We start from the raw sequence: 4,475 nt of genomic DNA, 5'->3' as shown, positions 1-4,475 counted from the left end.
CAGGAAAAGGACTGGATAAAAAAGACGATTCCAGAGGAGGATCGGATATCTGGCTGGTAAGGCTGAATGAATTCGGAGATGAATTATGGCAGAAAACATTGGGAAGTGCTTCCGATGAAGAAGCCAGGGCAGTCGTTCAGACCACCGACCTGGGATTCTTTGTCGCGGGGAATGTACAGAACTTTTCCAAAGGCTATGGTTCCAAAGATGCCTGGATCATCCGGCTGGATAAAAACGGAAAAGAACTTTCGCAGTTGATTTTAGGCGGCAAAGGTCTGGATGAAGTAGAGAAAATGATTCCCACGCGTGATGGCGGTGTATTACTAGGGATATATTCTAGAAGTGATAAAACTAACATGAGTAATCAGCAATCGGGAATGAGTAATGGAGTTTCAACGGGAATTTCAGTTATAGATAATTCATTATCAGCTGTTTCAAAGCAGACCGAAAATTCCGGTGAAGGCGATTACTGGATCGTAAAGCTGGATAAAAACGGTAAAGTGGAATGGGAAAAGAACTACGGAGGAAAAGGTGATGACCATCTGAGAACACTGGCTTTAACCTCCACAGGTTACCTTATCGGTGGAGAATCCCGGTCCGAAAGATCAGGCAACAAAACCACGGGCATAGAAGAAGGAACCGATCTGTGGCTTATTGCTTTAAACGAAATAGGGGAAGAACAGTGGCAGAAATCCTGCAATTTCGGGAACCGTGATATCCTGATGGGGATGAGTGTGATCCATTCAGCGGATGATAAAACTTCTAAAGGCATTTTACTGGGTGGTTATACTCAGGCCGAAGGACGGATAGAAAAAGATGATGAAACGTTTTGGATGCTGTATCTGGACCAGGACGGCAATGAACAGTGGAGAAAGCATGTTGCGGGAGAAAACAGGAAGAAAGAAGAAAGGCTTTCGGATATTAAGCTGAACAGAGATGGCTCGATCATCCTAGCCGGGACCAGCGCTGAAGAACTAGGGAAAGAGAACTGGAAAATCGTGAAGCTGGGAGACAGCCAGATCGATAAGCTGATCCAGAAGCAGGACATCAAAATTTACCCGAACCCTGTCACCGATTATGCCTATGTAGAAATAGGTATGGATTTCAGGGAAGCGGATATTGTGGTGTATGATATGGGCGGAAGGCAGCTTCAGAGTGTGAATACAAAAAATAAGGTGACCAAGATCAATACCCAGCCTTTGGTTCAGGGGGCTTATCTGGTGGTGATCAAAACCGATACGAATAAAACTGCAAATGCAAAACTGATTAAGAAATAAACATGAAAAAGAAATTATTACTTGTCCAAACACTTTGTATGATGAACATATTGTCTGGGCAATTACAAGCCCCTAAAATAGATATGGGATTTCCTCAGGTAATTCCTCCTTCCCCAACCGTAAGTTCATTAATGAAGTTTGAGGAAGTTCCTGTCAACAATTATACGGGAATTCCTGATATTTCTATTCCACTTATTAATATTCCTACTTCATCTAAAGATTTCAATCTGGATCTCTCATTAAAATATCATCCCTCCAGCATTGCCGTCAGTGAGATTGCCAGCGATGTCGGTTTGGGATGGAATTTATTTGCCGGAGGAACTATTTCAAGAACAATAAGAGGCCTTGCAGATGAGGTATTCAGAACGGATGGTCCAACCAAGAGTGGAAATGTTGGAATTTATTTTAATACCAATGTAAGCAATCATCACAACTATTATTATGATAAAATATCCAATCTTTCTGAATTTGCAATGAACCAGCCTAACGAAGCAAACCGTTATTACTGGGACACTGTTAAACGGGGAAAATTCGATACGCAGCATGATCTATGGCAGTTTAATTTTATGGGCCAAACCGGAAGGTTCTATATTAAAAAAAATAGCATGGGAATATTGCAGGTAGTCCCTCTTTCAGATTACCGGCTGAAAATTATCAACCGTTATACGAGTGTAAACGGTAATCCTTATACGCCTTCAGGGTTTACCATATATGATGAAAAAGGATATAGATATGAGTTTGATGTTAAAGAAATATCTAATGGAATTACAGCAACCCGGACCACGCACTTTAACAGTGTAAATGAAGGATTTAATGAACAAGCTGATTATATCAGTGCATTTCAACTGAGTAAAGTCTATGATAATAACGGAATATTGCTCATAAATTTTGATTATTACACCAATTATAAGGAAGGATATAGCAAATCTACCTATATGAAGCGATATTATGAGAAATACGTTTTAGAGCGTGATGCAAGCTGTATGGGAGAATTACCGAAAGAAATGGTGACTAACCAAACCAATATAGTACAGGTAAGAAAAATTAAAACAATAACCGTAACGGATGTTGCCAAAATTCTTTTCAGTTATACCCCGGGAAGGAATGATACTAATATTAATATCAGGGATCAGGCACCACGATTAACAGATATTACACTATTGGATCCTGCTGGTCATGAGGTCAAAAAGTTTTCATTTACTCAAGATTATACAGGAAGCCAGAATATCAATACAAGAATGATATTAAAAAAGGTAGAGACCAGTAAGAATGGAAATTTTATAGACAGATATGAACTGGCTTATAAAAAAACGAATCCAGGTGGTAATTATGAAAAGGATAATTGGGGATATTTAGCCGTTGTTGATAACGATAACAACTGTGAGTATAAACACAGTGAATCTATAAATCCATATTCCGCTGCCACAACGGATGTTTTACAGGGAATAAAATATCCTACCGGCGGATCGGCATTATTTAATTTTGAAAGTAATACCTATACTTATATCGGAGACCAGGCGATTACCGATTTTAGTTCTAATCACGAAAATTTAATAAAAACCAATACATTATCCTACATTTTCACTAATAACGGGGCCCAGCTGTTGCCATCGATTGTAGATACCATTGCTATATTCAGACCTTCAATAGTTATTCCCGCAGACCAGCCAGGCCAGGTTCATATGATGCTGCAGTCCTTTCAAAATGGTGTCCAGCTGCCTGGAACAACTTCACTAATATGCCACGCTTCCGAACCTTTATGCTGTATAAAAATGAATCTGGACCCTAATAAAGGATATAGAATTCAAAGAACAGCATTCGATCTTAATTACCATGATTCTGACGGTGTGGTTATTGATTTTTTTAAGAAAAAAACTCCTGAAAACAAATACCTGTATGGAGGTGGGATCAGGATTAAAGAAATCAGATATTATGAAGCGGGTACGGATATCAGTAATTTTGATTTTAATCAGCCCAATCCGGCCATAATCCCATCAAAGACTATTCATTTTGAATACAATGAATTTACAGACCCTGCCAAAAGTAGCGGCTCTCTGGTTCATCCTGCTCCTATTTTCAAAACTTCAGGTACAGTAAGTCTTGATACCAACTGTATTACCGCAAGCGCTTATATAACAACACGGGAAGGAGCGCTCTATAATGAGGTGAAAGATTTTAGTGAAATGCCCATACTGAATACACAGGGTGGATCTATCGGTTATAAAAATGTAAAAGTATATGAAACCGGAAAAGGACATAAAGAATACACCTATACATCTCCTGTTGATTATCCGGAAGATGATTATAATGTAGGAGAACCTTACACTCCTTCAAAGAATATTGATTATAAAAGAGGATTATTATTAAATGAAAAAGTATTTGATAACAGTCAGAAAAAAATAACAGAAACCAGCAATACCTATACATTTGATGATTATGTGGAAGTATCAGGACATAAATTCTGGCAAGGCTCTGATTACAAAGGAAATATCTGGAATACTTATAATGACTACCTCGTTGATCTTAACCAAAACTCCCTTACATTTCCTGCCTGTTTAGTAACATGCAATTCTAAAAATAAAACATCATTCCCCGGTTATCCTGTTTCTTTTACTTCCAATCAGCAAGTGAGTGAGGCTTTCGGATGGGCAAAACTGAATACAAGACAATCCAGGAGTTTCTTTTATGAAAACGGAACTCAGAAGGTAACTGAAAGAAATGAAACCTTTACCTATAATCCGTTAAACAAAAAAATAGCGTCTCAAACCATTAATACAGAAGATGGGCAGATCCTTAAAACCAATTATTTTTATCACACAGGAAATTCTTCTTTATCTCAAAACAGAATCTCTGAAATTGAGAAGATTGAGAACTATAACAATAATATTTTAATTGATACAAAAAAAATAATATACAGCAACCAATGGGCAGGAAACGTTGCCTTCTTACCAAAAGAAATTCAAACTTCATTTGCCAGCCAGCAATTAGAAAAAAATGTAACGTTTGATAATTATGATGCCAAAGGCAATCTCCTTCAGTATACCACAAAAGACGGAATACCTGTAACTATGATCTGGGGATACAACACTTCTCAGCCCATAGCTAAAATCGAAGGAGCCCGGTTACAGGATATCCCGCAAAACCTGACCGACGGTATTGTGAATGCTTCGAATACCGATGCCCAGACAGGTTCGGAAG

The 4,475-nt window shown here is 38.3% G+C and carries 2 protein-coding genes; both read left to right on the top strand.

The genetic code is table 11. The annotated features are described in order from the left end of the window. Positions 1-1,277 (top strand): T9SS type A sorting domain-containing protein (locus AC106S_RS24030; protein ID WP_482442513.1); only part of this gene is annotated, 1,277 nt, incomplete at its 5' end. Positions 1,278-1,315: 38 nt separating this feature from the next. Next, positions 1,316-4,475 (top strand): hypothetical protein (locus AC106S_RS24025; protein WP_482442512.1); only part of this gene is annotated, 3,160 nt, incomplete at its 3' end.

Source organism: Chryseobacterium sp. FR054 (genome assembly GCF_056844565.1).
Note: the sequence above shows the minus strand (reverse complement) of the source record. Positions and strands in the feature narration are given on the sequence as shown.